20 protein-coding genes and 1 riboswitch are annotated in these 23,235 nt (G+C 63.4%); of the genes, 9 read left to right on the top strand and 11 right to left on the bottom strand.

Annotated features, from left to right (window positions below; all coding sequences use genetic code 11):
• Window positions 1-71: 71 nt before the first annotated feature.
• Window positions 72-869, bottom strand: coding sequence for a DMT family transporter (locus tag NKI73_RS21270; protein WP_352632855.1), 798 nt, complete (start codon window positions 867-869; stop codon window positions 72-74).
• Window positions 870-1,076: 207 nt separating this feature from the next.
• Between NKI73_RS21270 and NKI73_RS21265 the strand changes: the two genes are divergently transcribed.
• Together NKI73_RS21265 and NKI73_RS21260 are read left to right on the top strand one after the other, a co-directional pair.
• Complete coding sequence (locus NKI73_RS21265; RefSeq protein WP_352632854.1) at window positions 1,077-2,375, top strand: adenylosuccinate synthase; 1,299 nt, start codon at window positions 1,077-1,079, stop codon at window positions 2,373-2,375.
• 73 nt (window positions 2,376-2,448) lie between these two features.
• Window positions 2,449-4,092, top strand: coding sequence for a hypothetical protein (locus NKI73_RS21260; protein ID WP_352632853.1), 1,644 nt, complete (start codon window positions 2,449-2,451; stop codon window positions 4,090-4,092).
• A 29-nt stretch (window positions 4,093-4,121) separates the two neighbouring features.
• On the opposite strand, the gene NKI73_RS21255 is transcribed toward NKI73_RS21260, so the two are convergent.
• The 4 genes from NKI73_RS21255 to NKI73_RS21240 are packed head-to-tail and all read right to left on the bottom strand — an operon-like array spanning window position 4,122 to window position 7,188.
• A complete protein-coding gene (locus NKI73_RS21255; protein WP_127297430.1) occupies window positions 4,122-4,421 on the bottom strand; it encodes a CcdB family protein in 300 nt (99 codons plus the stop codon).
• Window positions 4,421-4,663 (bottom strand): type II toxin-antitoxin system CcdA family antitoxin, encoded by a 243-nt coding sequence (locus NKI73_RS21250; RefSeq protein WP_031213967.1) that lies wholly within the window; start codon window positions 4,661-4,663, stop codon window positions 4,421-4,423. Before NKI73_RS21250 ends, NKI73_RS21255 begins: the two co-directional genes overlap by 1 nt.
• A gap of 58 nt (window positions 4,664-4,721) precedes the next feature.
• Window positions 4,722-6,542 carry an ABC-F family ATP-binding cassette domain-containing protein gene (locus NKI73_RS21245; protein WP_352632852.1) on the bottom strand — a complete coding sequence of 607 codons (1,821 nt, stop codon included), beginning with the start codon at window positions 6,540-6,542 and terminating at the stop codon, window positions 4,722-4,724.
• 1 nt (window position 6,543) lies between these two features.
• Entirely contained in the window at window positions 6,544-7,188 is a 645-nt protein-coding gene (locus NKI73_RS21240; RefSeq protein WP_352632851.1) for a thiamine diphosphokinase, read from the bottom strand.
• Window positions 7,189-7,275: 87 nt separating this feature from the next.
• A riboswitch (TPP riboswitch) is annotated at window positions 7,276-7,390 on the top strand.
• A gap of 43 nt (window positions 7,391-7,433) precedes the next feature.
• On the opposite strand from NKI73_RS21240, the gene thiB reads away from it, so the two are divergent.
• From thiB to NKI73_RS21220, 4 genes are all read left to right on the top strand, one after another.
• Window positions 7,434-8,432, top strand: a complete 999-nt coding sequence (gene thiB / locus NKI73_RS21235; protein ID WP_352632850.1) for a thiamine ABC transporter substrate binding subunit — start codon at window positions 7,434-7,436, stop codon at window positions 8,430-8,432.
• Window positions 8,433-8,561: 129 nt separating this feature from the next.
• Complete coding sequence (gene thiP, locus NKI73_RS21230; RefSeq protein ID WP_352632849.1) at window positions 8,562-10,181, top strand: thiamine/thiamine pyrophosphate ABC transporter permease; 1,620 nt, start codon at window positions 8,562-8,564, stop codon at window positions 10,179-10,181.
• A complete protein-coding gene (gene thiQ / locus NKI73_RS21225) occupies window positions 10,174-10,956 on the top strand; it encodes a thiamine ABC transporter ATP-binding protein (protein WP_352632848.1) in 783 nt (260 codons plus the stop codon). Before thiP ends, thiQ begins: the two co-directional genes overlap by 8 nt.
• A gap of 260 nt (window positions 10,957-11,216) precedes the next feature.
• Window positions 11,217-12,686, top strand: coding sequence for a M48 family metalloprotease (locus NKI73_RS21220; protein WP_352632847.1), 1,470 nt, complete (start codon window positions 11,217-11,219; stop codon window positions 12,684-12,686).
• A gap of 44 nt (window positions 12,687-12,730) precedes the next feature.
• Here NKI73_RS21220 and NKI73_RS21215 read toward each other — a convergent pair whose 3' ends face one another.
• Window positions 12,731-13,594, bottom strand: coding sequence for an RNA polymerase factor sigma-32 (locus tag NKI73_RS21215; protein WP_352632846.1), 864 nt, complete (start codon window positions 13,592-13,594; stop codon window positions 12,731-12,733).
• Window positions 13,595-13,924: 330 nt separating this feature from the next.
• Between NKI73_RS21215 and NKI73_RS21210 the strand changes: the two genes are divergently transcribed.
• The 3 genes from NKI73_RS21210 (at window position 13,925) to NKI73_RS21200 (ending at window position 16,293) form a co-directional block, all read left to right on the top strand.
• The gene (locus tag NKI73_RS21210; protein WP_352632845.1) at window positions 13,925-14,698 is read left to right on the top strand and encodes an amino acid ABC transporter substrate-binding protein; all 774 of its coding nucleotides are present in this window, start codon (window positions 13,925-13,927) and stop codon (window positions 14,696-14,698) included.
• A gap of 138 nt (window positions 14,699-14,836) precedes the next feature.
• On the top strand, window positions 14,837-15,517 hold the full coding sequence (locus tag NKI73_RS21205) for an amino acid ABC transporter permease (RefSeq protein WP_352632844.1): 681 nt from the start codon (window positions 14,837-14,839) through the stop codon (window positions 15,515-15,517).
• On the top strand, window positions 15,514-16,293 hold the full coding sequence (locus NKI73_RS21200; protein WP_352632843.1) for an amino acid ABC transporter ATP-binding protein: 780 nt from the start codon (window positions 15,514-15,516) through the stop codon (window positions 16,291-16,293). The genes NKI73_RS21205 and NKI73_RS21200 overlap by 4 nt, the downstream gene beginning before the upstream one ends.
• Window positions 16,294-16,362: 69 nt before the next feature.
• Here NKI73_RS21200 and NKI73_RS21195 read toward each other — a convergent pair whose 3' ends face one another.
• The 5 genes from NKI73_RS21195 to phbB form a co-directional block, all read right to left on the bottom strand.
• Window positions 16,363-16,944: a CarD family transcriptional regulator gene (locus NKI73_RS21195; RefSeq protein WP_013529179.1), complete on the bottom strand. Its 582-nt coding sequence runs from the start codon at window positions 16,942-16,944 to the stop codon at window positions 16,363-16,365.
• A gap of 367 nt (window positions 16,945-17,311) precedes the next feature.
• Complete coding sequence (gene fdxA, locus NKI73_RS21190; protein ID WP_095487362.1) at window positions 17,312-17,650, bottom strand: ferredoxin FdxA; 339 nt, start codon at window positions 17,648-17,650, stop codon at window positions 17,312-17,314.
• Window positions 17,651-17,885: 235 nt separating this feature from the next.
• On the bottom strand, window positions 17,886-18,272 hold the full coding sequence (locus tag NKI73_RS21185; protein ID WP_352632842.1) for an RNA-binding S4 domain-containing protein: 387 nt from the start codon (window positions 18,270-18,272) through the stop codon (window positions 17,886-17,888).
• A gap of 15 nt (window positions 18,273-18,287) precedes the next feature.
• The gene (locus tag NKI73_RS21180; RefSeq protein ID WP_352632841.1) at window positions 18,288-21,707 is read right to left on the bottom strand and encodes a helicase-related protein; all 3,420 of its coding nucleotides are present in this window, start codon (window positions 21,705-21,707) and stop codon (window positions 18,288-18,290) included.
• Window positions 21,708-22,448: 741 nt separating this feature from the next.
• Window positions 22,449-23,174: an acetoacetyl-CoA reductase gene (gene phbB, locus NKI73_RS21175; protein WP_352632840.1), complete on the bottom strand. Its 726-nt coding sequence runs from the start codon at window positions 23,172-23,174 to the stop codon at window positions 22,449-22,451.
• Window positions 23,175-23,235 lie beyond the last annotated feature (61 nt).

Here is a 23,235-nt window from a genome sequence, read left to right as displayed (position 1 = left end):
TAAACCGCTTTCTCTTCATCAGTCCGTCCTTCAATCAAGGCCCGGACTCTAATCTCAGATGGAGGAAATTCTCAGTGGCAGGTCACCGACAGCAGCGTGCCGAAGATCGGCACCAGATTGATGAACAGGCCGGCGCGGTTGGCGCCGATCAGTTCGTTGCCCCTGATGTAGAAGATCTGCGAGATGACCGAGGCGCCGATCGCGGTATAGACGATGACTGTCCAGCCGCGCGCGTCGGGTACGATGACCTTGCCGGCAGCGACCTCCCACAGGAAGAAGGGCAGCGAGGTGACGAGAGCTGCGACCGACAGGGCCAGCATCAGGCTCTGCCAATGCATTACCGGTTTCAGCCGCAGCCCGACCGAATAGCCGCTGTAGAGAAACACGGCGACCAGCATGATGGCGTCGCCGAAATTGAGCTCCAGCGTCAACAGCCGGCGCGGGTCGCCGTGGCAGGCGGTCAGGATCACGCCGGCGATGGTCAGCACCACGCCGACAGTCTGCGCCCAGTTCACGCGCAGGCGGAAGAAGACGAAATTGGCAACGATGATCAGGATCGGCATCGCCGCCTGTTCGATCGAGACGTTGATTGCAGTGGTGTAGTTGAGCGCCGTGTAGAAGATGGTGTTGAACAGAGTGAAACCGCTGGCGCCGAGGGCCGCGAGGATGAGCCAGTGCTTGCGCACCACCGGCCAGTCCTTCTGGATCGTCTTCCAGCCTATCGGCAGCATGACCGCCACGGCCAGCACCCAGCGCAGGAAGACGAGCGTCATCGGCGAGACGTGATCGACCGCCAGCTTGCCGGCCACCGAGTTGCCGCCCCACAGCAAGGTGGTGAGCAGCAGGAATATGTAGGCGCTTCGATGCATCGCGGGATTCCGACCGCGGGGCCGCGGTGTTTGTCGGCCTATTGCCCCCATGCGCCCAAGTAAATGATGTCAAAGCCGAAAATTGTTGTGCCTCAGGGCATTTTCGGCGGCAAAGAAAGGTCGCGCTCGCGAGGTGTTGACGTTATAGAGGCCTGTCGTTTCGAACCATATTCAAGCCGCTTGGCGGCGTCTCAAGGGAAAAGAAACATGGCCAATGTGGTGGTCGTCGGCTCGCAGTGGGGCGATGAAGGCAAGGGCAAGATCGTCGACTGGCTGTCAGAGCGCGCCGATGTCGTGGTGCGTTTCCAGGGCGGCCACAATGCCGGTCACACGCTGGTCGTCGATGGCAAGGTCTACAAATTGTCGTTGCTTCCGTCGGGCGTCGTGCGCCAGGGCAAGCTGTCCATCATCGGCAACGGCGTCGTTTTCGACCCGCACGCTTTCGTCGCCGAAGTGGCGAAGCTCAAGGCGCAAGGTGTCGAAGTGGCGCCGGATCGCCTGAAAATAGCCGAAAACACAGCGCTTATCCTGTCCCTGCATCGGGAACTGGACGGATTCCGCGAGGACGCTGCTTCCAACTCCGGAACGAAGATTGGCACGACCCGTCGTGGCATCGGCCCCGCCTACGAGGACAAGGTAGGCCGGCGCGCGGTCAGGGTGATGGATTTGGCGGATTTGGAAACGCTTCCTTTGAAGGTCGACAGACTGCTGACGCACCACAATGCGCTGCGTCGCGGGCTTGGCCATGCGGAAGTCACGCATGATGCGATCATGCATGAGCTGACTTCGGTTGCGCACGAGATCCTGCCCTATATGGACCGGGTCTGGAAGATTCTCGACGACAAGCGCCGGGCCGGCGAGCGCATCCTGTTCGAGGGCGCGCAAGGCACACTGCTCGATATCGACCATGGCACCTATCCGTTCGTCACCTCGTCGAACACGGTCGCCGGGCAGGCGGCTGCCGGCTCCGGCGTCGGCCCGGGCGCCATCGGTTATGTGCTCGGCATCACAAAGGCCTATACGACGCGCGTCGGCGAAGGTCCGTTCCCGACCGAGCAGAAGAACGAGATCGGCGAATTCCTCGGCACGCGCGGCCATGAATTCGGCGTCGTCACCGGCCGCAAGCGTCGCTGCGGCTGGTTCGACGCGGTGCTGGTGCGTCAGGCCGTCGCCGTCAACGGCATCAAGGGCATCGCGCTGACCAAGCTCGACGTGCTCGACGGGCTGGACGAGATCAAGGTCTGCACCGGCTATCGTCTCGATGGCGAGATGATCGACTATCTGCCGGCCAGCCAGGGTGCCCAGGCGCGCGTCGAACCGGTCTACGAGACGCTGGAGGGCTGGAAAGGCACCACCGCCGGCGCGCGCAGCTGGAACGATCTGCCGGCCCAGGCGGTCAAATATGTCCGTTACATCGAGGAGCTGATCGGCGCCCCGGTCGCACTCCTTTCCACCAGCCCGGAACGGGACGACACGATACTTGTGACCGATCCGTTTCAAGATTAGTTTCTCAGCTTTCCGGGCATCGCGGCTGATTTGCGGGGGCCGGCGCGGAAACAAAATACAGGTCGACTAAAGCATGGCAGATTTCGTTGCTATTCTGAAAAAGGCGCTCGACAAACACGGCGACGAGACGCCGGAGAAGCGTACGCGCATCTATGCCAGCGTTCGTACCATGCTGGCGAAGAAGCTTGAGGAATATTCGCCGCCGCTGGCCACCGAAGCCATAACCACGCAGAAGCGTTCGCTGGAAGACGCCATCGTAAGTGTCGAGCGCGACTATGCCCAAAGCGTGCCGGAGACCGACCCGCTCGCGGAACTGGAACACATCTTTTCCTCGATTGATCGCAACAAGAACCAGCCGAGCCATACACGGCAACCGGCGAAGGCGGAATCGGCCTGGCCGGCACCGCCTGCGGCCAAGCCTGAACCTTATCAACCCGCCCCAACACCTGCCGCCAAGGTCGAGCCAAGCTGGCAAAGGCCGACGCCGGTGCCTTCCCAGCCGGCTCGCGCCGACACACCTCTTGCAGGGATGGACGCCGAGGAGGCGGACGACGGTGTCGATGTCTTTTCCAGCAACGAAGAGCCGGTATCGGACACTTTCCAGCGTCTGCGCCCGGCGGAGCGCAAGCGCAGCTATGGCGGGCTGATCGCCGCCGTCGTCGCGCTGCTGGTCGTTGCCGGTGGCGGCTACGGCATCTGGCTGAACAAGGATGCCTTCGGCAAGATGCTCGGGCTCGACGGCACCAAGGTCGCGACAAAGACAGAACCCGTGAAGCCGGCACCAGCCAAGCCGGCAACCGATGCCGTGGCGCCGCCGCCGGCGCCCGCAGCTGGCGGTACGGAAGCCGAAAGCACGAAATTCACCCAGCGGCTGACGCCGCAAGGCAGTGAAGTCGACCCCGGCCCGGCCGGCGGACAAAGCGGCATCGGCGAAGGCGAATCGGTCGCTGCGCTGACCACGCCGCCCTCGGCGACCAGCGCACCACCGATTTCCGCACCGGCCTCCGGCACGCCTGCCGCGGCTACGCCTCCGGCAACAGGCGCCGCACCCGCGACGCCGCCTGCCAACGGAGCTGCGCCGGCCGATGCCGCAGCCACTCCGCCAGCACCGGCGGGTGCCGCGCCGGCGGCACCGGCAGCCACGCCTGCCGAAACCGCGCTGCCGGTCGGCCAGAAGGCGATTTTCTATGAGGAGCGCACCAGCACCGCCCAGGGTTCGGCGGAGCCGGGCAACATCGTCTGGTCCCTGGTGCAGGAATCGCCCGGCGGCGACCTGCCGCCGGAGCCGGCGATCCGCGCCGAGGCCACCATTCCCGGCAAGGACATCCAGTTGCGCATGACCATCCGCCGCAACACCGACCAGACCTTGCCGGCCAGCCATATCATCGAAATGATCTTCCTGACGCCCGACGGCTTTGAAGGCGGTGGCGTCGACAACATCCTGCGCGTCGCCATGAAGGGTTCGGAACAGGATGCCGGCAGCCCGCTGATCGGCATTCCGGCCAAGATCGCCGACGGCTTCTTCCTCGTCGCGCTCAACGACACCAAGGCCGACGAAGACGCCAACATGACCTTGCTGCGCGGCCAGGACTGGATCGACGTGCCGGTCGTCTACAAGACCGGAAGGCGGGCATTGCTGACCATGGAAAAAGGCATTCCCGGCGAGAAGGTGTTCGACGAGGCGATCAAGGCCTGGCAGGCGAAGACGGCGGGCTGAGAAGGGAGCCGGCCCGAAGCCTCGTTGACTCAGAAGCCCTGGAACAACATATCGAGCGCGGCGACGATGTCGTCGTGGTGCCGGGAGAGATTTCCCTCGGCATCCGGCAATTCAGAGGCCATCAAGGCTGACATGAACTGCGTGACCATTACATGATCTTTGCCATCGATAGCGAAGGTCGGATTTAGTCGGCGGCCCGGAACCGGGGCTATGTTGGGCGGCATCAACGGAATGACGACTCTTGTGCTCAGTCCTTCAAGAAGGTCGGACTGAACATCGAGAAAATAGCCGCCGCCCTCAGCATTCCGATAAAGATCGTAACGTGCCATCAAAACAGCCGGTATTTGGCTAATGGCAGTCCGTTGCGCCTGACATATTCATTGGAGCTTTCAATGGCTTCTTTGTTTTCCTCTTGCCATCGACGCGTCTTTTCCGCCGCAATCGCTTTCGCGATCCCCGCCTCGGCGGCGCGGGAAATGTTGATGCCCAACGCTTTGGCGTCATTGATCAATTGAGAATCAATGGACGTGTTGACGGATTGCCGTTGAGGTTTTGGCGTCGATTGAAGCATGGAAATCGCTCTCTTTTATGCGCATAATATAGGCGCATAAAAGTTCACACACAATCCCTTACCCTTCCATCTCTTCGCGCAGCATCTCCAGTTCTAGCCATTCCTCCTCCAACGCTGCCAGCGTCGCGCGCTCCTTGTCGAGCGCGGCGATCGTCTTCTGGAACGAGGCTGGGTCGCGCTCGTAATAGGCCGGATCGGCGATGTTGTTCTCGAGCCTCGAGATCGACGCCATCACAGCTTCGATTTTTTTCGGCAGCGATTCCAGTGCGAATTTCTGCTTGAACGACAGTTTTTTCGCTGGACCTTTTGGCGCTGTGGCCTCGCTCTTGCCCGGTGCGGGCGCTTCGCCGTTTTCGGCCTTCGCGCGCGCCTTACGGTCGTCGAGCCTGGTGCCGCCGCGCTGCGCCAGCATGTCGGAATAACCGCCCGCATATTCGATCCAGCGGCCGTCACCATCCGGTGCGATCAGGCTGGTGACGGTGCGGTCGAGGAAATCGCGGTCGTGGCTGACCAGGATGACGGTTCCGGCAAACCCGGCGACCAGTTCCTGCAGCAGTTCCAGCGTCTCCATGTCGAGATCGTTGGTCGGCTCATCGAGCACCAGAAGGTTTGCCGGCCGCGCCAGCACGCGCGCTAGCAAGAGCCGTGCCCGCTCGCCGCCGGAAAGCTCGCGCACCGGCGTGCGCGCCTGCTCCGGCTTGAACAGGAAGTCCTTCATGTAAGAGACGACATGGCGCTGCTCGCCATTGATGACGAGATTTTCGCCGCGTCCGTCGGTGAGATACTGCGCCAGCGTCTCCAGCGGGTCGACGGCCTCGCGCTTCTGGTCGAGCGTGGCGATCTCCAGATTGGTGCCGAGCCGCACCGAACCGGCGTCGGGCTTCATCTCGCCGGTCAGCATCTTCAGCAGCGTCGTCTTGCCGGCGCCGTTCGGCCCGACCAGGCCAACCCGATCGCCGCGCTGGATGCGGGTTGAAAACCCCTTGACCACGGTGAGATCGCCAAAGCTCTTCTCGATGTTTTTCGCCTCGATCACCAGCTTGCCGGATTCGGCGGCGTCGCTCGCCACCATGGTGGCCGACCCTTCGGCGCCGCGATGGCCGCGAAAGCGCTGGCGCATGGTCTGCAATTCGCCCAGCCGGCGCATGTTGCGTTTGCGCCGCGCCGTCACGCCATAGCGCAGCCAGTGTTCTTCGCGCACGATCTGGCGGCCGAGCTTGTGCTGCTCGCGCTCTTCCTCTTCCAGCACCAGGTCGCGCCATTCCTCGAAATGACCAAACCCCTTGTCCAGCCTGCGGGTCTGGCCGCGATCGAGCCAGACGGTGGCGCGCGACACGCGCTCGAGAAAGCGGCGGTCGTGCGAGATGACGATCAATGCCGAGGAGGTGCGGATGAGTTCTTCTTCCAGCCATTCGATCACCGAGAGATCGAGATGGTTGGTCGGCTCGTCAAGCAGCAGGATATCGGGCTCTGGCGCCATGACACGGGCAAGGGCCGCGCGCCTTGCCTCGCCGCCGGACAGATCGTTCGGCTGCTCCTCACCCGAGAGGCCGAGATGCTCCATCAGATAGCTGGCGCGGTACGGATCGTCGGCGGGGCCTAGTCCGGCCTCGACATAGGCGCGGACCGATGCAAAACCCTCCATGTCGGGCATCTGCGGCAGATAGCGGACGGTCGCCGAAGGCTGGCGGAACACCTCGCCGTCCTGCGGCTCGATCAGGCCGGCGGCGATCTTCAGCAGCGTCGACTTGCCCGACCCGTTGCGGCCGACCAGCGCTATCTTGTCGCCGGCTGAAGCCGTCAAGGCGGCACCATCGAGCAGCGGCGTGCCGCCAAAGGTCAGCTTTATCCCGTCGAGATTGAGAAGGGGCGGGGCCATGTCAGCTTTCAGGTAAGGGATAGGGATGAGCGAGCAGCATCGCACGGCCATGATCCAGCGCGATTTCGAGGCGGCCCTTGACCTCGTTGGAGATGGTCAGCGACGAGCCGAACGCCACCTCGACGTGGTTCAGCGGCCATTTGGCGCCAGTCACGGTCAGGCCGGTGAGTTCGGAAAAGCCGAGTACCGAAAACAGCGTGCCGTTGGCATAGTCGAATCCAGCCTTGCCGTGGAGCAGGGGAACACCCTCCTGGGCGCCGCTGGTCAGGAGCACATCAGTCCCTGCCTCGGCCAGCCGCAGGGCAAGCGCCAGATGCAGGAAAGCGTGGTCGGCGCGCTTGCCGCCGAAGGCGCCGGCGAGCACCAGGCTGGTGGCGCCGAGCTCCAGTGCGGCGGCTATGGCCAGTTCGCCATCAGTCTTGTCCTTTTCGGCCGGGAAAGTCCGGCGGGGGACAGTGGCGAGATCGTCCGGCAGATTGGCTGGCACCGAATCGAAATCGCCCACCCACAGCTCCGGCACGAGATCCAGCAGCCGTGCATGGCCGATGCCGGCGTCGGCGGCGATGACGCGGGAGCCTTCGACCTGGCGGTCGAGCCGTGGCGTGCGGATGAGATCGCCGCCAAGCAGGATGGTGAATGTGCTCATATCGTGTGGCCCTTACCAGCCCGGCACGGGAAACGGAAGGCGGCAAACTCCCACTTGCGTGGGGGATCGGCCGGGCCTATGTGTCGAAACGCTCTAACGGGGTGCCGGACGCGATCTTCGCGGACCGGCTGAGAGGCAGTCTCGCCAACCCGCTGAACCTGATCCGGTTTGTACCGGCGGAGGGATTAGACGTTTCGGACAGTCCGACGCCTCAATTCCTTTTAATTCGAACGAAGGAGGCGCCGATGCGCACGCTTTTATACGCTCTTGTCTCAGCAATGACCGTGGTCCTGTCCGGGCCGGCCTTAGCCAAGGACAAGCTCACCGTCTACACCTATGAGAGTTTCACCGCCGACTGGGGTCCGGGTCCCGTGGTGAAGAAGGAATTCGAGGCCGAATGCGGCTGCGATGTCGAGTTCGTCTCGGTCGCCGATGGCGTGGCGCTGCTTAACCGCGTCAGGCTGGAAGGCGCTTCGACCAAGGCCGATATCGTGCTCGGCCTCGACACAAATCTGACCGCCGACGCCAAGGCCACCGGCCTGTTCGCACCGCATGGCGCGGTGACGGATGTCACTGTGCCGGGCGGCTGGAGCGACGACACTTTTGTTCCCTTTGACTACGGTTACTTTGCTGTCGTCTACGACACCGAGAAGCTGAAGACGCCGCCGAAGAGCCTGAAGGACTTGGTCGAAGGCAGCGCCGACGACAAGATCGTCATCCAGGACCCACGCACCTCGACGCCGGGCCTCGGCCTGCTGTTGTGGGTCAAGTCTGTCTATGGCGACAAGGCACCGGAGGCCTGGGCCAAGCTCAAGGCGAAGGTGCTGACCGTGACGCCGGGCTGGAGCGAGGCCTATGGCCTGTTCACCAAGGGCGAGGCGCCGATGGTGCTGTCCTACACGACCTCGCCGGCCTACCACATGGTCGCCGAGAACACCGAGCGCTACCAGGCGGCCTCCTTCGAGGAGGGCGAGTATCTGCAGATCGAGGTGGCGGGCATCACCACCACGGGGGCCAAGAACCCGCTGGCGGCAAAGTTCATGGCCTTCATGACAGGGCCGAAGTTCCAGGATGCCATCCCCGAAACCAACTGGATGTTCCCGGCCGGCAAGACCGACAAGCCGCTCAACCCGGCCTTCGACAAACTGGTCAAGCCGACCAAAACCTTGCTGTTCAGCCCGCAAGAGGTCGCCGCCAACCGCAAGGCTTGGGTGGATGAATGGCTGGCGGTGATGAGCAAGTAATTTGGTCCTATGATCGAAAGATGAGTGCTCTACGGCGCCCCCCTCTGTCCTGGCGGACATCTCCCCCACAAGGAGGGGGGCGCGAAGGAACGCGGCCTTCGCTAAGAACCTCAAGTCAGGTGGTCCAGCGTGCAGCGCGCGTCTGACGCCCGCATCACCGCTGGCACCCTGGCGCTCGCTGCAATAGCGCTGCTGATCGGCGGCGCGTTTGCCGGCCTGCTTTTCGAAGGCGCCCACGATCTTTCGGGCGCCTGGGCAGCCTTCGATCCCTATCTGCTTCGCGTCATTCGCTTCACGCTCTGGCAGGCGGCGCTGTCGACGCTGCTTTCCGTCGGGCCGGCGCTGTTCGTGGCGCGGGCGCTGTCGCGGCATCCACGCTTCTTCGGCCGCAGCTTCATCCTGCAGCTGTTCGCCGTCCCGCTAGCGCTGCCGGCCATCGTCGCGGCCCTCGGCATCCTGGCGCTTTATGGCCGCGCCGGCTATTTCGCCGATGTGCTCACGGTGATCGGCGGCGGAAGCTGGCCGGGTATCTATGGCCTGTCCGGCATTCTCGTCGCCCATGTGTTCTTCAACCTGCCGCTGGCGACGAGGCTGTTCCTCGAGGCGCTGCAGACCATTCCATCCGACCAATGGCGGCTGGCGAGCCAACTCGGCATGGCGGCACGGCCGGCGTTCCGGCTGATCGAATGGCCAACGCTGCGTGCGGCATTGCCGGGTGTCGCCGGGCTTGTCTTCATGCTCTGCATCACATCCTTCACGATCGTGCTGACGCTCGGCGGCGGGCCGGCCGCGACGACACTGGAGGTCGGCATCTACCAGGCGCTGCGCTTCGATTTCGATCCCGCGCGGGCGGTGACGCTGACGCTGCTGCAGATCGCCTTGACCCTTATCATGGTGCTGGCACTGACGCGGCTGGGCGCCAATGTGGTCGGCGACACCAATCTGCCGGTTGCGCAACGCCGCTATCTCTCGATCAACGGAAGCGAGACCTGGCTGAACGCCATGCTCATCGCCTTGGCGCTGCTGTTCGTCGTCGGGCCGATGGCGGCGACGGTGACGGCCGGGTTGGGTGCCGATCTCGGCCGGCTGGCCGGTGAGGCCACTGTCCGACAGGCGACGCTGACCAGTGCGGTGCTCGCCTTCCTGTCTGCACTGCTCTCGGTGGTACTGTCGCTGGCGCTGACCGTGGCGCGCCGGGCGCTGGCGCTGAACCGCCGGGCCGGGCCTCGGACAATGCTCGAACATGCCACGGATACAGGCGCCGGCTTTGTCCTTGTCGTGCCACCGATCGTCGTCGGCGCTGGCTGGTTCCTGTTGCTGCGCCATGTTGGCGATGTCTTCGCAATCGCCCCGGTCATGGTCGTCACCGTCAATGCGGTGATGGCGATGCCGTTCGCCCTGCGCGCCGTCCGTCCCGCCTACGATGCGGCCAGCGAGCGTCACGAACGGCTCTGCGCACAGCTCGGCATCGCGGGCTGGAACCGGTTGATGCTGGTCGACTGGCCGTCGCTGCGGCGGCCGCTCGCCACGGCCTTCGCTTTCGCCATGGCGCTGTCGCTTGGCGATCTCGGTGTCATTGCCTTGTTCGGCAGTGATTCCGTGCAGACATTGCCCTACCTTCTCCTGGCGCGCATGGGCAGCTACCGCACGCAGGACGCCTCTGGCCTGGCACTGCTGCTAGGCCTCGTCTGCCTCGCGTTGATCGTGGCGGCACACTGGCTGGGAAGGGAGAGGGTCCGGGATGCATGACGGGGCGGCCAGCAAGCTTGAGAAGGGCGCGCCGGTGCGGCTGGACAAGGTGTCGTTCAGCTACGGCGAGGCGCCGCTTGTCTTCGACGTCGAGTTTGCTGCGGCGAAAATCACCGCCATCATGGGCCCGAGCGGGTCGGGCAAGTCGACGCTGCTCAATCTGGTCGCCGGCTTCGAGACGCCACAGTCGGGCCGCGTGCTGATCGGCGGCGCCGATGTCAGCGCCGAGCCGGCCTCGGTGCGGCCGGTGTCGATGGTGTTCCAGGAGAACAATCTCTTCGCGCATCTCTCCGTCGAGCAGAATGTCGGGCTGGGCCGCTCGCCATCCCTGCGGCTGACCGAGGCGGACCGCGCCGCGATCGCCGAGGCGCTTGCGCGCACCGGTCTTGGGGGCAAGGAAAAGCGCCTGCCGCGCGAACTTTCCGGCGGGGAACGCCAGCGTGTCGCCCTGGCCCGCGTTCTGGTGCGCGATCGGCCAGTGCTGCTGCTCGACGAACCCTTCGCGTCGCTCGGCCCCGCTCTGCGCGACGACATGCTGGATATGGTCGCCGCCGTTCATGCCGAGCGGGGCATGACGGTGCTGTTCGTCACCCACCAGCCGGAAGACGCACGGCGTATCGGCGAGCACATGGTGTTTCTCGACGATGGGTTGGTCGCCGCAACCGGCAAGGCGGATGATTTTTTCACCGGGACTGGTCCGGAAGCATTCCGGCGCTATATCGGCGCGAGTGCGGGGGATGCCGTATCACGAGATGTTGCCCGGAAGCGGACATAATTTACGGTCAAACCGGCTCCAGGCGACGTGGCGCTTGCTTGCCTTGGCTGGAGGAGTGTGGCTAGGTCCGCCCTACTGGTCCGGCACAGGCCGTGATTTGCCTGCAGTATCCGCCGCCTGCCCCGAGGGACATGCAACGGATACTGCAGTGGTTTGAGATATAGCGCATGACACATTTCGAAGATCGCCCCCGATTTTCGTGATCATGCGCCGGGACCCGAAAGGAAGCCGTTCTGGCGATCGGCGCTAACACACTACGAATGAAACCGCTGGCGCGCTTTCTTGCGCTGGCCGGCTTTGCCGTGGCGCTGGCGAGTTGCCAGATGTTCACGCCGCCGGCGGTTCAGGAATCCGGCTTCCAGCCGTCCGACAAGCCGATCACGGTCGACAATGTCGGCGCCAACAATAAACTCGCCGAATTGGCCAAGGCGCAGCATCCGCGCATCCTGGCGACCTATGGCGGCGAATATTCCGATCCCAAGCTCGAGCGCATGGTCGCCAAGGTGGTCGGCAATCTGACGGTGGTGTCCGCCAACCCGACGCAGACCTATCGCATCACCATCCTGAATTCGCCCAACGTCAACGCCTTCGCGCTGCCGGGCGGCTATCTCTACATCACCCGTGGCCTGCTGGCGCTGGCCAATGATTCGGCAGAGCTTGCCGCTGTCATCGCCCATGAAATGGGCCACGTCACCGCCAATCACGGCCTGCAGCGCCAGCAGCTGGAGGCCGAGGAGGGCTTGGCGACGAAGGTGGTTTCCGATGTGCTGGGCGACAGCCCGACCGCCAAGGCGGCACTGCTCCGCGGCAAGCTGAGGCTCGCGCAATTCTCACGCAACCAGGAGCTGGAAGCGGATGCCATCGGCATCAAATCGATCGGCGAAGCCGGCTACGATCCTTTCGCCGCCGGCCGTTTCCTGCAGTCGATGTCGGCCTACACGGATTTTCGCTCGATCAGCGGCGCCACCGACGCCAGTCTCGACTTTCTGGCCACGCACCCCAATACGCCGCAGCGCATCGATCTGGCGCAGCGCCATGCCCGCCAGTTCGGCGCGCCGGGCGTTGGCACGCGCGACCGCGATTCCTTCCTCGCCGGCGTAGACGGCCTGCTCTATGGCGACACGCCCGAGGAAGGCTATGTGCGCGGCGAAACCTTCCTGCATCCGGGCCTCGGCCTCTCCTTCTCGGTGCCACAGGGCTTCATCATCGACAATTCGGCCGCCGCGGTGACGGCAACCGGCCCCGGTGACATGGCGATCCGCTTCGACGGCGTCTCGATCGACAAGAACCGCGCGCTGACCGACTATATCCGCAGCGGCTGGGTGGCTGGTCTCGACGACAGCAGCGTCAAGCAGGAGACGATCAACGGCAACGAGGCGGCGACCGCGCATGCCGGCGCCGAAGGCTGGCAATTCGACATTGCCGTGATCCGTGCCGGTGGTCAGGTCTACAGGCTGCTGACCGCGGCACCTTCGGCCAGCACCACGCTGGACGCGGTCGCGCGTTCGGTCAGCGGATCGTTCCGTATCCTGAGTGCTGCCGAAAAGGCGGCTCTGAAGCCGCTGCATATCCGCGTCGTCACCGTCCAGCCGGGGCAGACGATGGGTTCGCTTTCTGCTCAGATGGTTGGCGTCGACCGTAAGCTCGACCTGTTCCGCGTGCTCAACGCGCTGTCGCCGGGCGCTGCGGTTTCGGCCGGCGACAAGGTCAAGATCGTCACCGACAAATAGACCCGTTGCGACCTGCCCGATGCGGTCTCCCTTGCGTCATGAGGTCAGGCGGCAGTCGCCATGAACTCCGGGTTCTGCTTCACCAACGCGACCTTGAGCTTTTCCATGGCGCGGGCCTCGATCTGGCGGACACGTTCCTTGGAAATGCCGAGCGTCTCGCCGAGCGCTTCGAGCGTCGCGCCCTCGTCGTTCAGCCGGCGTTCCTCGATGATCCGCAGTTCCCGTGCGTTGAGCGCGCGAAGCGCCTCTCTCAGCCAGAGAGAGCGGCGGGCGACATCGATCTTGTCGCCGACGATCTCGTCGGGCAATGGATCATCCGAGACCAGGAAATCCATGCGCTCGGTCGAACCCGCATCGTCGGCTACCGGCATGTTGAGCGAGGAGTCGGGCGCCGACAGCCGCGAATCCATCATCGCCACATCGGCTTCGGAGACGCCGAGTGCCTCCGACACTTGGCGATAGAGCGTCGCGTTGGACAGCGGCTCGGCGCCATTCGCCAGCCGCGCGCGCAGGCGTCGCAGGTTGAAAAACAGAGCCTTCTGCGCCGAACTGGTGCCGCCGCGCACGATCGACCAGTTGCGCAGTATGTAGTCCTGCATCGAGGCGCGGATCCACCATGTCGCATAGGTCGAAAACCGCACCTCGCGCTCCGGCTCGAAACGAGCGGCGGCTTCAAGCAGGCCGACATGGCCCTCCTGGACCAGATCGCCGAGCGGCAGGCCGTAGTGGCGGAATTTGGAGGCCATGGAAATGACCAGCCGCATATGGGCGACGGTGATGCTGTGCAATGCGTTCTGGTCATTGTCCTCTTTCCAGAGCAATGCCAGCCGATGTTCCTCGTCACGTTCGAGGTAGGGAGCCCTCATTGCCGCGCGGACCATGACCCGTCCTGCCGTGTCTTCCATCATGAGGCGCTCCCTGGCTCAGGCGATGCGGATGACCTTGCAAACTTGGCTGGCGCCCAGGTTGAAATGGCGGCGTCGTGCCCTAGAACAGCCAGAACGTGCGGTGTGCGGGAATGGTTCCCTGGTTGCTGCCAGGCGAATCGTATGGCTTGAACGATGTCTGCACGGACCGGTAACGGCCTCGAGTGCCGCCAAGAAATGCCATTTAGAGAATCTGATTTCAGAAACGCGCTATTTTTGAAATCATGTTCCTTATTTTTTCCGGTTGTATCTGCCAGTTTCCAGCGCTCACAACATGCCGGGATATCCGGCCAAGGACGGGATCACAGAAAAATGAAATGGCTCAAGTCGCTCATTATCGCCGGAACGCTGCAGGCTCTGGCTGTCACCGCGGGCCATGCCGGTGCCAATCTCGACCAGATCAAGCATGCCGGGGTGATCAAGGTCGGTACGGAAGGCACCTATGCGCCATTCACTTATCATGACACTTCCGGCGCGCTGGTCGGCTTCGATGTCGAGATCGCCAAGGCGATCGGCGACAAGCTCGGCGTCGAGGTGGAGTTCCTCGAAGGCAAGTGGGATGGATTGATCGCCGGTCTCGACGCCAATCGCTATGACGTCGTCATAAACGAAGTCGGCATCACCGACGCCCGCAAGGCCAAGTACGATTTCTCCGATCCCTACATCGCCTCCAAGGCGGTGCTGATCGTGCGCGGCGACAACACCGACATCAAAACCTTCGCCGATCTCAAGGGCAAGAAGTCGGCGCAGTCACTGACCTCGAATTTTGGCAAACTGGCCGAGGCGAACGGCGCCGAACTTGTCGGCACCGATGGCTTCGACCAGTCGATCCAACTGCTTTTGACCGGCCGTGCCGACGCCACCATCAATGACAGCCTGTCATTCCTTGACTTCAAGAAGCACAAGCCCGACGCCAATGTGAAGATTGCCGCGCAAGAGGAAAACGCCGACTATTCCGGCGTCATCGTGCGTAAGGGCGATCCGGAACTGGTTGCGGCCATCAACAAGGCGCTGGCCGACATCAAGGCCGACGGCACCTATCAGAAGATCGCCGACACCTATTTCGGCCAGGACGTTTCGAAGTAATCCTGTGAGGTGGGCCGATCTCCGGCCCATGAGACATATCAAGCGGCGAGCCGTCTTTGACGGCCCGCCGCTTTTGTCGTGATATGTCGACTGCGTTCGCGCCTTGATGAAGCCGCCTCGACCCTTGGAGAGTCTTACGTGCCGCACTGGCTGCAACTGATGCTGGAGTCGCTGCCTTCGCTGTTGTGGGCGGCGCTTATCTTCACCGTGCCGCTGACGCTGCTGTCCTTCATCCTCGGCTTGACCGTCGGCCTCGGTGCAGCACTTGGCCGACTGTTCGGGCCGAAACCGCTGGTCGCGCTTGTGCGCTTTTATGTCTGGATCTTTCGCGGCACGCCGCTCCTGGTTCAGCTGTTCCTGATCTTCTACGGCTTGCCGTCGGTCGGCATCCTGTTCGATGCCTTCACGGCGGCGTTGATCGGCTTCACGCTCAACATCGGCGCCTACACGTCGGAAATCATCCGCGCGGCGATAGGCTCGGTGCCGAAGGGCCAGTGGGAGGCCGCCTATTCGATCGGCATGACCTGGAGCCAGGCGATGCGCCGGACGATTCTCCCACAAGCCGGCCGGGTCGCGGTGCCGCCGCTCTCCAACACTTTCATCTCGCTGGTCAAGGACACGTCGCTGGCGGCCGCGATCACCGTGCCGGAAATGTTCCAGGCGGCGCAGCGCATCGTCGCCACCACCTATGAGCCGCTGATCCTGTATGTCGAGGCGGCGATGCTCTATCTGGCGATGAGTTCGGTGCTGTCGGCCTTGCAGACCCGGCTGGAAATCCGGCTCAACCGCTATGGTGGCTTCCTGGAGGCGCGCTCATGATCGGCCTCACCAACATCGAGAAACGCTTCGGCGACAATCTTGTGCTGAAGGGCGTGACGGTCACCATCGCCGAAGGCAGCGTCACGGCGCTGGTCGGCCCTTCGGGCGGCGGAAAAAGCACTCTTCTGCGCTGTATCAACCTCTTGGAGATCCCGACCTCGGGCACGGTGCGCATCGGCGACGAGGCGCTCGAATTTCACCCCGGCGGCAGGGTTGCTGCCAGGGATATCCAGCGCCTGCGGCTGCAGACCGGCATGGTGTTCCAGAACTTCCAGCTGTTTCCGCACCGCACCGCGATCGAGAATGTCATGGAAGGGCTGGTGACGGTGCTGAAATGGCCGCCGGAGAGAGCACGCGAGCGAGCGCTCGCCCTGCTGGAGAAGGTGGGCATGGTGCACAAGGCCGATGCCTGGCCGGCGACGCTGTCGGGTGGCCAGCAGCAGCGCGTGGCGATCGCCCGCGCCTTGGCACCATCGCCGAAGGTGCTGCTCTGCGACGAGCCAACGTCGGCGCTGGACCCGGAACTGGCGCAAGAGGTGGTCGACGTGCTCGGCAAGCTCGCCAGCGAAGGCACGACCATGGTGATGGCGACGCATGATCTGCGCCTCGCGTCCAAGATCGCCCAGGAAGTGGTGTTCCTCGATGCCGGCGTCATCGTCGAGAAGGGGCCGGCCGCAGTGCTGTTCGGCAATCCGGAGCACCAGCGGACCAGGCGGTTCATTGCGACGCTGAAGCAGGAGGCGGAGAAGGAAGCTGGCGGCGAAGGATCGCTGTAGTTTCATCATCCCAAAAGCAAAAAACCCGGCGCAAGGCCGGGTTTTTCATGAATTCAAAGGCGGAAAAGCTCAGGCAGCTTCTTCCTGCTCGGCTTCCTCATTGTCGGCCTTGGCGCCACGCTTAGGGCCCTTGTTGAGGTTGACCTCGATCAGGCGCACGGCCTCGGTTTCCGACATGCGGTTGACGGCCGCGATCTCGCGAGCCATGCGGTCGAGTGCCGCCTCGTAGAGCTGGCGTTCGGAATAGGACTGCTCCGGCTGGTTGTCGGCGCGATAGAGGTCGCGCACAACTTCCGAGATCGAGATCAGGTCGCCGGAATTGATCTTCGCATCATATTCCTGGGCGCGGCGCGACCACATGGTGCGCTTGACGCGGGCGCGGCCCTGCACGACCTTCAGCGCGCGCTCGACATAATCTTCTTCCGACAGCTTGCGCATGCCAATGGAGGTCGCCTTGGCGACCGGCACCTTCAGACGCATCTTGTCCTTCGAGAAGTCGATGACGAACAGTTCCAGCTTGTGTCCAGCAACTTCCTGCTCGTCGATCGAGACGATCTGGCCGACGCCGTGTGCCGGATAGACGATGTACTCGCCGGTCTTGAAACCGTGACGCGCAGCGGTGGACTTCTTCTGCGGGGTGATCGTAGCCATTACGCCCTGAACTCCTTGTTGTGGTGCCGGCGTCCTGCCGGTCCGAACTCGCGCGATCGGGAAAGCCGATCGTTAACCGCACAACAGATGAACCCATCGGAAAAGCCGGACCGGCAAACCGCAACATTGCGACCGCCTGGCCCAGATCGCTCTGGTCCGAATGGGATTTTCACCTTTCAGTGATTTGGGGCGTCTGCGCCATAAATCGACGTTGTGTCACCGGCATGTTTGGTTGATGTAACACAAAAAGTCGGAAGAATCAAGGTTTTGCTGCATAAGCGAAGGCCACAGGCCGGCGCCGCCTGTCAAGGCGGTTAATGTGACGTGCCTCCTACCCCATGTAATACCGGCCTTTGCGGCCGTGTTGTCAATCGCCTTCGCCGGGCTCGGCCGAGAAGTATTTCTCGAACTTGCCGGCCTCGCCGTCGAAAGATTTGGCGTCTGCCGGAGGCTCCTTCTTGGCGGTGATGTTGGGCCATTTATCGGCGTATTCGGTGTTAATCTGCAGCCATTTGTCGAGGCCGGGCTCGGTGTCGGGCTTGATCGCATCGGCCGGGCATTCCGGCTCGCAGACGCCGCAGTCGATGCACTCGTCGGGATGGATGACGAGCATGTTCTCGCCTTCGTAGAAACAGTCGACCGGACAGACCTCGATGCAGTCCATGTATTTGCATTTGATGCAATTGTCGGTCACGACATAGGTCATCGGTCGGCTCCGGGACGTCCCATTTTGTTGGGCTTTTTCCGTCAGGTAACGCCTTTATCGGCCGCTTGCAAGGGCAGCCATTGCGGGCGGTGCCGGTGTTTCCGGAATGGAATTCCAGACGGCAGGCCCGGCGGAAGTCAGTCGTGTCCCGCAGAGCGTCTTGTTTGCCGGGTTCAGTTTTGCCTCAGGCGTGTCGTTGTCCTAAAACAGCCACGCGTTTTAGGCGCGACAGGCGTCAGTCTTCGCCGAGCAAGCGGTCGGTCTGGCGGCGTTCCTTCTTGGTCGGGCGGCCGCTGCCGGCCTCGCGCAGCGCCGGAAGCGCATCGGCGGGGGCTTCGCCCTTCGGCGCTGGCGGCGGCGAGATATCCTCGTAGAGCGTGCGTGCCTCCTCGGCCGGGCCACGCCGCACTCCGGCGCCGAGCACTTTCCAGACGAAGATGCGCCGCTCGAGCGTGATGGTCAGGACGTCGCCGGGCTTGATCAGATCGGAGGCCTGCGCTGCTTTGTCGCGATTGATGCGCACGCGGCCGGCGACCACCAGTTTCGCCGCCAGCGAGCGTGATTTCACGGCGCGCGAGAAGAACAGCCATTTGTCGATGCGCTGTCGGCCCTCGACGACCATCGAAGCGAGCCAGTTCTACTTCTTCAGCTGGTCGCGCAAAGCGGCGAGCTTGGCAAAGGGCGAGTCCGGATCGAAGCGCACCGGGCGCTCCTCGCGCGGCTTCGGCTGGAAAGCCGGCTTGCCGCCTTGCGCACCACCCTTGCCATCCGGCCTGCCGCCCTTCCAGTCGGGCCGGCCTTCACGGCGGTCGGGACGCTCGCCCTGCGGGCGGCCGTCACGCCGCTGTTCGCCCTCGGCCTGCGGCTTGGGCTTGAACTTCGAGCGGTCGAAGCGCGGCTTGCCGGCACCGTCGCGTCGACCCTCATGGGTCGGACGTTCTCCGGGAGCAGCCGCGGCCGGTGCGCCGGCGGCATCCGCAGGCGCATCGCTTCGGCCGCGCGCTTGTCCGTTCCGTGGGCGATTATTCCTGCGGTTGTCGTCGCGGTTGCGCGGGCGCTGTTCGAAACGACCCTGACGCCACAACAGGATGGGTTTTGGCGCTTCGGCTTCCGGGGCGGGTTCGCTGCTGGCGGCTGCTTCAGCCGCCGCTGCAGGTTCGTTCGGCGCGGCGTCCGTTGCGGGCGCGGCATCTGGCGTCAGCTCGGCCGGTGCGGCTTCAATCTCGGCAGCTTCAGCCGCTGCCTGCGGTTCAACCGGCGCAGGTTTGGCGGCCTCTGCAACAATCTCGGCGACCGGCGCTTCGTCCTGCGCGGTTTCGACCGGAGTGTCCGCCTGTTCTGCCACACCGGGCACAGCAGGTTCTGCCGCGGCGTCCGCGATGATTTCGGCAGGACTTTCGGTTGGCGTTTCCGAAACGGCCACTGCGTCCGATGCCGGCTCCGAACCTTCGACCGCTGCCTCCGCGGCCGCGTCGGTTGCCGCGGCTTCCGCCGCCTTGGCCTGTTCGGCACGTGCCGCCTCTTCCGCCGCCAGCTTGGCAGCGGCAGCTTCGCGCGCGGCATTGTCCTGTGCTTCGAGCCGCGCCTTCACTTCAGCCGGCGGCTTCGGCTCGGCGCGGTAGCCCAAGCCTTTCAGGATTTCTTCCATGTCGTCCGCGGTGGCGCCGAGGATCGACATCATCGGCGGCGTCACCATGAAGGACTGGCCGTCATAGGCGCCGTCAGGGCGCTGGCCGAGGCCGGGCTTCCAGTTGGTCGCCGGGCGGATCAGGTCGGCCAGCCGTTCCAGAATGTCGATGCGCACGGCGCGGCGGCCGAGATTGCGGTAGCCGGCGAGCTTGTAGAAGGTCTTGTCGAAAGTCGGATCGATGACCACCGAGGTGCGGCCGGAAGCGAGCGCGTGAACCACGTCGCCAAAGCCGGGCTTGTCCTTGCCGTCGTTCTTCAGCGCCCACAGAAGCGTTACCAGCCCGGCAGGCGCCGGCTTGATCAGCGCCGGCACGAAGACATGGTAGGCGCCGAAGCGCACGCCAAGCCGGCGAAGGGCGGCGCGGCCTTCCTGGTCGAGCGACTTCATCTCCTCGGCGATGTCGCGGCGGTTGATGAGACCGAAATTCTCGACCAGCTGGAAGGCGATGCCACGGCCGATGCCGGAAATCTGGTCGGCGTTCTTCAGGTCGACCAGCGGCTTCAGCAGCGATTCGATCTGGAAATTGACGAAACGCTCGGCCCGCGCGGCGACCTTGTCGCGTGCCGGGCCAGTCAGCTGTTCGTCGGCCAGCAACACCAGGCGCGGCTTCAGCGCGTCTTCGCCGGAAACCAGCGTGCCGATCGGCGCGCCGATCCAGCGCAGCGTGCCGTCCGAGCCAAGCGCGATGTCGCCATTGGCTGAAGCGCCGAAGCGTTCAGCGCGCGCCTCGAACTCGGCGGCCAGCGCCTTCTGGGCGGCCGTGCGCACGGCCTTGGCGTCTTCACCGCCGACCGTCTGGTCGGCTGTGAAACGGAACCCTTGCAACTCGCCGACATGATGGCCTTCGACAAGGACGGTTCCGGTTGGGCTTATTTCGGCTTCAGGCATGGTATTTTCTCTAAGGCGCCGCATGAGGACGGAAGTCCTGCGGTCTACGAAGCGTTTCGTCAACCGCTCATGCAGCGCATCCGACAATCTGTCTTCGATTTCGCGCGTCTTTTCCTGCCAGTGTGCCTGATCGGCCAGCCAACCGGGCCGGTTCGACACGAATGTCCAGGTGCGGATCTGGGCAATGCGATGCGACAACGTGTCGATGTCGCCCTCGGTGGTGTCGGCGCGACGCACCTGCTCGGCCATGTAATTCTCGTCGACATGGCCATGCCGTGCAAGGTCCGTGTAGATCGAAGCAACGAGGTCTGCATGCTGGGCCGGCGCGATCCTGCGGTAATCGGGCAGCGCGCAGGCCTCCCACAGCAGCGCGACGCGTTTGGCATTGCTGGCAAGAGCGCGGATGTCTTCATCGCGCGACAGATATTCAAGCGCCTGCGCGTCGACCGCAGGCAGCGCACGCGTCAGCCCTTCGACCGGGGCATTGGTTTCGATCGAGCGCTTCAGCGCATCAAGGCTGGCGAAGTCGAAACGCGCGGTTCGCCATTGCAGTACCTTCACGGGATCGAAATCATGGCCTTCGATCTTCTTGACCAGTTCCTCGTCCAACGGGTCGACCTGGCCGGTGACGCCAAAGGTGCCGTCGCGCAGATGCCGGCCGGCGCGGCCGGCGATCTGGCCAAGCTCTGCCGCCGTCAGGTTGCGATACTGATAACCATCGAATTTGCGGTTCTGGGCGAAGGCGACATGGTCGAGGTCGAGGTTGAGGCCCATGCCGATGGCGTCGGTGGCAATGAGATAGTCGACATCGCCCGACTGGAACAGCGCCACCTGGGCGTTGCGGGTGCGCGGTGAGAGTGCGCCGAGCACGACGGCGGCGCCGCCTTGCTGGCGGCGGATCAGTTCGGCGATGGCGTAGACTTCGTCGGCGGAGAAGGCGACGATCGCCGTGCGCCGCGGCAGGCGGGTCAGCTTCTTGGAGCCGGCATAGGCAAGATGCGACAGCCTGGGCCGCGTCACCACCGAGACGCCTCTCAGCAAGCGCTGGAGGATGCCGTGCATGGTGGCGGCACCGAGCAGCAGCGTTTCCTGGCGGCCGCGCAGATGCAGGATGCGGTCGGTGAAGATGTGACCGCGCTCGAGGTCGCCGGCAAGCTGCACCTCGTCGATGGCGACGAAGGCGGCGTCGGTCTCGCGCGGCATGGCCTCGACCGTGCAGACCGAATATTTCGCGCCCGCCGGCTGGATCTTTTCCTCGCCGGTGATCAGCGCCACCTTGTGGGCGCCAACCTTTTCGCAGACGCGGGTGTAGACCTCGCGCGCCAGCAGCCTGAGCGGCAAGCCGATGATGCCACTCTCGTGCGCCACCATTCGCTCGATGGCGAGATGGGTCTTGCCCGTATTGGTCGGCCCAAGCACGGCGGTCACGTCGCGGCCCGACAGGATCAGCGGCTCAGTGTGTTTCGGCTGGATGTTCATTGACCTAGAATAAGGCTTCTGGGACCTGGAAATAAGGCTTTCTGGCCTCTGGCTGTCGGGAGCGTGCCTCAAGTGGCGCGTATGACAGGTGACACATAGGGATTTCGGGCGCGAAGCGAAAGCGGAATGTTCCGCTGGGGGCTCGAAGTCGTTCTTGTCAAGCTCCGGATTGGGTGCGGATTAACCGATAGAACGAGTCTGGAACGAATCGGCGACGAATCAGTGACTCCTGCAGATTCAGCTTTTGTTCACGGCTACATGTGGATTTTGCGACCGCTGAACGCACCACATGCTGAATCGCCGAACTGGCCCGTTTCATGCTTGGAGAGTGCAAGGCGGGCATCGCCATTAACCTTTGCTGATGAACGATCCCAATGGCTCTGTGTGCCTTGCCCAACATTATGAAATTGTTGATCTTTCCTAATTTGCGTTAAGAATTCGGCGAGCGATTCAGGCCGCCGTCGTTAACGTTTCGGTCAAAGCCGGAACGAATCGGCGACGAATCAGCAATGTCAGAATATTCCTGGTTTGTTCACCCCAACATCTTGTGTTGTGAACAGCTTATCCACCGAGAATCCACAGGCTTGGGAACAGGTTTCGCACAGGGCAGCCAGCCGCTGTTAACTTCTGCGTGCCGGATTGGGTCAGCACCCGACGAGGGCGTGTCGAAAGGACCAGGCCGGCAGCGAAAAACGGACCGGTGTGCCGGCCCGTCGATCTATCGCCTACATCGCCGCGTCGTCAGGCGAAATACTGGCCGCCATTGGCTGTGATGGTCGATCCCGTGATGAAGCCGGCATCTTCGGATGCGAGGAAAACGACGCAGCGCGCGATTTCTTCGGGCTCGCCGAGACGGCCGACGGGGATCTGCGGAATGATGCGATCGTTGAGCACCCTCTCGTCGATCGCCTTGACCATTTCGGTGGCAATGTAGCCGGGGCAGATGACGTTGACGGTGATGCCCGCGCGTGCGCCTTCCTGCGCAAGTGCCTTGGAAAAACCGATGTCGCCGGCCTTGGCGGCGGAATAGTTGACCTGACCGGCCTGGCCCTTCTGGCCGTTGATCGAGGAGATGGTGATGACGCGGCCGAACTTGCGGTCGCGCATGCCGCTCCATAGCGGATGCGTCATGTTGAAGACGCCGGACAAATTTGTGTCGATGACCTCTTTCCACTGTTCGCGCGTGATCTTGTGGAACATGGCGTCACGAGTGATGCCGGCATTGTTGACCAGCACCGAGACCGGGCCGAGATCGGCCTCGACTTGGCTGATGCCGGCGACGCAGGCATCATAGTCGGCGACCGACCATTTATAGACCGGAATGCCGGTCTCGGCTTTGAATTTCGCCGCCGCGTCGTCATTGCCGGCATAGTTCGCGGCAACCGAATAGCCGACGGTCTTCAATGCGATCGAGATCGCCGCGCCGATACCGCGCGATCCGCCTGTGACGATTGCTACCTTGGTCATGTGTTCCTCCTCCCTAGAGTTTTTTGTGAATGGTCAATAGTGAATGGTGAATGGTCGAAGA

It is taken from the genome of Mesorhizobium sp. M0496, assembly GCF_040321205.1.
In the GTDB taxonomy this organism is placed as follows: Bacteria; Pseudomonadota; Alphaproteobacteria; order Rhizobiales; family Rhizobiaceae; genus Mesorhizobium.
The sequence above is the reverse complement of the archived record's forward strand: the minus strand, read 5'-3'. Positions and strand labels throughout refer to the sequence as shown.

Coding starts and splice junctions, on each gene's coding strand:
- NKI73_RS21270 (WP_352632855.1), bottom strand. CDS start 869: ATGCATCGAAGCGCCTACATATTCCTGCTGCTCACCACCTTGCTGTGG.
- NKI73_RS21265 (WP_352632854.1), top strand. CDS start 1,077: ATGGCCAATGTGGTGGTCGTCGGCTCGCAGTGGGGCGATGAAGGCAAG.
- NKI73_RS21260 (WP_352632853.1), top strand. CDS start 2,449: ATGGCAGATTTCGTTGCTATTCTGAAAAAGGCGCTCGACAAACACGGC.
- NKI73_RS21255 (WP_127297430.1), bottom strand. CDS start 4,421: ATGGCACGTTACGATCTTTATCGGAATGCTGAGGGCGGCGGCTATTTT.
- NKI73_RS21250 (WP_031213967.1), bottom strand. CDS start 4,663: ATGCTTCAATCGACGCCAAAACCTCAACGGCAATCCGTCAACACGTCC.
- NKI73_RS21245 (WP_352632852.1), bottom strand. CDS start 6,542: ATGGCCCCGCCCCTTCTCAATCTCGACGGGATAAAGCTGACCTTTGGC.
- NKI73_RS21240 (WP_352632851.1), bottom strand. CDS start 7,188: ATGAGCACATTCACCATCCTGCTTGGCGGCGATCTCATCCGCACGCCA.
- thiB (WP_352632850.1), top strand. CDS start 7,434: ATGCGCACGCTTTTATACGCTCTTGTCTCAGCAATGACCGTGGTCCTG.
- thiQ (WP_352632848.1), top strand. CDS start 10,174: ATGCATGACGGGGCGGCCAGCAAGCTTGAGAAGGGCGCGCCGGTGCGG.
- NKI73_RS21220 (WP_352632847.1), top strand. CDS start 11,217: ATGAAACCGCTGGCGCGCTTTCTTGCGCTGGCCGGCTTTGCCGTGGCG.
- NKI73_RS21215 (WP_352632846.1), bottom strand. CDS start 13,594: ATGATGGAAGACACGGCAGGACGGGTCATGGTCCGCGCGGCAATGAGG.
- NKI73_RS21210 (WP_352632845.1), top strand. CDS start 13,925: ATGAAATGGCTCAAGTCGCTCATTATCGCCGGAACGCTGCAGGCTCTG.
- NKI73_RS21200 (WP_352632843.1), top strand. CDS start 15,514: ATGATCGGCCTCACCAACATCGAGAAACGCTTCGGCGACAATCTTGTG.
- NKI73_RS21195 (WP_013529179.1), bottom strand. CDS start 16,944: ATGGCTACGATCACCCCGCAGAAGAAGTCCACCGCTGCGCGTCACGGT.
- fdxA (WP_095487362.1), bottom strand. CDS start 17,650: ATGACCTATGTCGTGACCGACAATTGCATCAAATGCAAATACATGGAC.
- NKI73_RS21185 (WP_352632842.1), bottom strand. CDS start 18,272: ATGGTCGTCGAGGGCCGACAGCGCATCGACAAATGGCTGTTCTTCTCG.
- NKI73_RS21180 (WP_352632841.1), bottom strand. CDS start 21,707: ATGAACATCCAGCCGAAACACACTGAGCCGCTGATCCTGTCGGGCCGC.
- phbB (WP_352632840.1), bottom strand. CDS start 23,174: ATGACCAAGGTAGCAATCGTCACAGGCGGATCGCGCGGTATCGGCGCG.